Origin of the sequence: Undibacterium sp. TC9W (assembly GCF_049339865.1) — a bacterium.
Lineage (GTDB): Bacteria > Pseudomonadota > Gammaproteobacteria > Burkholderiales > Burkholderiaceae_D > Undibacterium.
In genome coordinates this window covers 1-2,402 of the sequence record NZ_JBMPPJ010000053.1, presented here as the reverse complement: position 1 = coordinate 2,402, position 2,402 = coordinate 1, and the positions used below count along the sequence as shown (strand labels likewise).

Annotated in this window: 3 protein-coding genes; all 3 read right to left on the bottom strand. The window is 53.3% G+C overall.

Features of this window, described 5'->3' with window-relative positions; genetic code table 11:
- Nucleotides 1–51: 51 nt before the first annotated feature.
- The 3 genes from tnpC to tnpA all read right to left on the bottom strand — a co-directional run bounded on the left by tnpC (nt 52) and on the right by tnpA (nt 2,321).
- Complete coding sequence (tnpC, locus tag ACO0LN_RS30180) at nt 52–1,545, bottom strand: IS66 family transposase (RefSeq protein WP_422980436.1); 1,494 nt, start codon at nt 1,543–1,545, stop codon at nt 52–54.
- Nucleotides 1,546–1,620: 75 nt separating this feature from the next.
- A complete protein-coding gene (gene tnpB, locus ACO0LN_RS30175; protein ID WP_422980434.1) occupies nt 1,621–1,953 on the bottom strand; it encodes an IS66 family insertion sequence element accessory protein TnpB in 333 nt (110 codons plus the stop codon).
- Nucleotides 1,950–2,321, bottom strand: a complete 372-nt coding sequence (gene tnpA / locus ACO0LN_RS30170; protein WP_422980432.1) for an IS66-like element accessory protein TnpA — start codon at nt 2,319–2,321, stop codon at nt 1,950–1,952. The genes tnpB and tnpA overlap by 4 nt, the downstream gene beginning before the upstream one ends.
- Nucleotides 2,322–2,402: the final 81 nt, after the last annotated feature.

Below are 2,402 nucleotides of genomic sequence, written 5' to 3'. Positions count from 1 at the left end.
GTAAGCGCCCGGCCGTCACACCTTGACCTAGCACATTAGTGATGCTGGAAATTATGGAGCTGGTTGCCAGTGATGAGGAAGTAATTCGTTGATGCGGCTGAATGGCTGTAACGGTAGTCTTTCCAGTATGTCCTTCATGTAGCCGTAAGGGTCGTGACCATTGAGCCGGGCTGAATGGATCAGACTCATGATTGCTGCTGCACGTTTGCCGGCCCGCAGGCTACCGGCGAACATCCAATTTTTCCGACCCAATGCGACGGGCCGAATCTGGTTCTCAACCCAATTGTTATCGATCGGAACTCGGGGGTCATTGAGGTAATGGGTCAACGCCGACCAGCGATTTAAACTATATTCGATTGCCTTGAATGTAGCACCGCCGCTGGGCACTCGCTGGCGTTGGATCAACAACCATTGATGTAAGGAGTCTGCAACTGGCTTGGCCCGCGCCTGACGAACGGCCAGACGTTGCCCTTCGTCGAGCAAGCTTACTTCCCGCTCCACGTCATAGAGACGACCAAATAAATCCAGTACCTCACCAGCGATTTGACTGCTGTGGTTCGCCCACAGCTCATGGAATCTGCGTCGGGCGTGCGCCATACAGCCGGCCTCCGTGATACCGGATTTGAACAGCGCTTTATAACCTGGAAAGTCATCGCAGACGAAAGTACCCCGCCACCGGTCCAGGAATTGTTCGGCATGCTTGCCACCACGACTTTCCGCAAAGTCGAATACCACCGTCTTCATGCCACTATGCGCAGTGCTGCAATAACTCCACAGATAGGCGCGGTGTGTCTTGCCGTTTCCGGGTTTGAGCATCGGCAGCGGTGTCTCATCGGCATGCAGTACAGGTTCGGTTAATAATTCTTGCTTTAACGCATCCACCAATGGCTGCAGCGCCACACCGCAACGGCCCACCCATTCGGCTAGCGTGGAATCAGGAATGGCCAGTCCTGCTCGTTCGAAGATACCACTTTGGCGGTACAAAGGTAAGTGATCAGCATATTTGGCCACCAGCACTTGTGCCAGCAATCCTGAGGTCGGGATGCCCTTGTCGATGATCTGCGCAGGAACCGGCGCCTGTACCAATGTTTCACATGGATTGCAGACCCACTTGCCACGTACATGGCGTTCGACCGTGAACACGCCGGGTTGGTAATCGAGTTTCTCGGACACATCCTCGCCGATTCGCTTCATTTGGCAACCACATCGGCACAGCGTTGAATCCGGTTCGTGATGAATATCAGTGCGCGGCAGTTCTACCGGCAGCCGGACACGTTTGGGTTGCTGCTTGCTTGGTTCTGCTGGTGCGGGATGAGTCAGTACCAATTGCTCAATTTCGGCCGTGACGGCCGCTAAGTCAGTGTCGAGCGTTTCAAACAGTTCACGTTGCTGCTCACTGGTATAGGCTTCGCTGGTTGCTGCAAATTTCTGGCGCTTGAGAATGGCCAGTTCATGGGTCAGTTTGGCATTCATTGCCTGCTGATGAAGCAGGAGTTGAATCAGCTGTTCCTTGGTGTAATCTTCGATGGAGGTGGCAAAGTTCATGTCTGGCAGTGTGCCAGAGCAGAGGTAATCTGATCAAAGAGGTTTACAGTCGTTTACAACTTGGTAGTCTCGGCACTACAGCACCGAAATCATGTGGCCGTTGGCCAGATTCTCCCAAGGCAGGCCAGTCACTAATGCCCTTAATTGCTCGGGATTGAGTCCGACTATATCGGTCCCGTCATCGCGCCAAGTGAAGCGACCTTTATTCAAGCGGCGGCTTGCCAGCCAGATACCAAATCCGTCATAGACCAGAACTTTGATGCGGGTCGAGCGCTTATTGGCAAACAGGTAGGCATGATGCGGCCTTGCTGCACCGAACACTTTAACTACCCTGGCCAGAGCAGTATCCATGCCGACGCGCATATCAATTGGTTCGGTTGCCAGCCATATTGCATCAATGCGAATCATCGTAACCAATTCTGCAACCAATTGGCACATTCAGCAGCGGCAGCGTTCGGCCAACGCAGAGTCACGTTGGCAGCCCCTCGCCTGATCTCAATGACGATGTCTGGTGTAGCGGAGACCGTCGTCGGTGCGGGCAACGGAATTGGAATGAATTCGGACACTGGTGCGACCGGTGCGGTTTGCGTTGACTCTATCGCCAATTGATCATGAGCCTTGATCCAAATCCGGACCTGATTGGCGTTTAACTGGTAACGCAAAGCCGTGGCAGCAATTGAGACACCCGGTTGTTTGCAGGCTTGAATTACCTGAGCCTTGAATTCGGCACTGTGTCGCCGACGCCGTCTTGGCGTATTGATTCCGTCATCCATCATGTACAAGTGTCCACTTAATAAGTGGACACGATCATCTACGCTTAAGCCCTTAACTTCAAGATGACTTCACCGGATGCTTAC

Excerpts from the sequence above, each read along its gene's own strand:
- tnpB (WP_422980434.1), bottom strand. The coding sequence starts at position 1,953 with ATGATTCGCATTGATGCAATATGGCTGGCAACCGAACCAATTGATATG.
- tnpA (WP_422980432.1), bottom strand. The coding sequence starts at position 2,321 with ATGATGGATGACGGAATCAATACGCCAAGACGGCGTCGGCGACACAGT.
- tnpC (WP_422980436.1), bottom strand. The coding sequence starts at position 1,545 with ATGAACTTTGCCACCTCCATCGAAGATTACACCAAGGAACAGCTGATT.